The sequence below is a fragment of the Kitasatospora sp. NPDC053308 genome (assembly GCF_055585785.1).
Genome location: NZ_JBVJJY010000062.1, coordinates 1 through 1,644, shown reverse-complemented (window position 1 = coordinate 1,644; position 1,644 = coordinate 1). Strand labels below are relative to the sequence as shown.

Sequence of the window (1,644 nt, the reverse complement as noted above, 5' to 3'; positions counted from 1 at the left end):
ATGGTCCCGTCCGTGTTCGTCGAGCTGCCCGCGTTCCCGCTGCTGCCCAACGGCAAGGTCGACCGCGGTGCGTTGCCGTCCGCCGATCCCAACCCCGCTGGGGGGAGCGGCCGTTCACCCCGGACACCGGCCGAACGGCTGATCGCCGGCATCTGGTGCGAGCTGCTCGGCGTTCCCGAGGTCGGTGCGGAGGACGACTTCTTCGCCCTGGGCGGTCACTCCCTCCTCGCCACCCGTCTGACGCATCGCCTCGGTGAGGCCCTGAGCGCTCACGTGCCGCTGCACGTGGTCTTCGAGCACCCGGTGCTCGCCGACCTGGCCCGTCACCTGCCCGCCGGCGGCCACCGGCTCGCCCCGATCCCGGCCGTCCCCCGCGTCCCCCGACCCGACGGCACCCTCGTCCTGCCCGCATCCACCGGCCAGAAGCGCCTGTGGCTGCTCTGCTCCCTCGATCCGACCGCCAACCTCGCCTACCTCCTCAACGGCGGTGCCCGCATCACCGGCCCCCTCGACGCCGAGCGGCTGACGCAGGCCCTCCGCGCGGTCGCCCGGCGCCACGAGATCCTGCGCACGACCCTGCGGGAGGAGAACGGCGACCTCGTCCAGGTCGTGCACCCCACCTGGCAGTGGGACCCGACGGTGGAACCGGCCGACCGGGAGCCGGACGAGGCCGCACTGCTAGCCCGGTGGCGCCGCTCCACCGTGGACCTCGCCCAGGGCCCGCTCTTCCGCGCCCGCGTGGTCAGGCGCTCCGCCGACGAACACCTCCTCCTGCTCTCCCTCCACCACGCCATCGCCGACGGCTGGACGCTCGGCCTCCTGCTCGACGAGATCTCGGCCCAGTACCGCGACCCGTCCGGCGACCCGCCGCCCGGCCTCCAGTACGGCGACGTCGCCCACTGGCAGAGCACCGCACCCCGCGACGACGCCGGGCTCGCCCACTGGCGCGACCACCTCGCCGGCGCGCAGGACCTCGACCTCCCCACCGACCGCCCCCGCTCCGCCCGCACCACGCACCGGGGCGCGGCGGTGCCCGTCACCCTGCCCGCCTCCGCCGTCGACCGGCTCGCCCGGACCACGGGCACCACGGCCTTCGCGGTCGTCGCGACCGCCGCCACGCTCGTCCTCGGCGCCGCTTCCGGCAGCCGCGACCTCACCATCGGCTTCCCGACCAGCGGCCGTACCCACCCGGACACGGCCGGGCTCCTCGGCTTCTTCACCAACACCCTCCCACTGCGCCGCACCGTCGACCCCGCCACCACCCTCGGTACGGCGCTGCGCGACACCCACGACGCCCTCACGGCGGCGCAGCGGTACGCGGGGACGCCGTTCGAGGAGATCGTCCGGGCGGCGCGGCCGGCCTCCCAGGGGCCGGGGCGCAGCCCCCTCTTCCAGGTCATGGTGGCCCTGAACGAGACCCCGGCGCGCACGCTCGACCTCCCCGGCCTGCGCGTCACCCGGCTCGAAATCCCCCCGGCGGAGACGCAGTTCGAACTGTCGCTCCACCTCGAGCGCGCCGGGGACGCCCTCGCCGGTCACCTCACCTACAACACCGATCTCTTCGAGGCCGGTACGGCCGAGTTGTTCGTGGAGCGGTTCGGTGTGGTGGTGAGGGCGTTGGTGGAGCGGCCGGGGTTGTCGGTG

At 74.8% G+C, this 1,644-nt stretch carries 1 protein-coding gene; it reads left to right on the top strand.

Translation table 11 applies throughout. The annotated features are described in order from the left end of the window. Nucleotides 1-1,644: condensation domain-containing protein (locus ACZ6Y7_RS37920; protein WP_465762541.1), on the top strand; the 1,644-nt coding region annotated here is incomplete at both ends.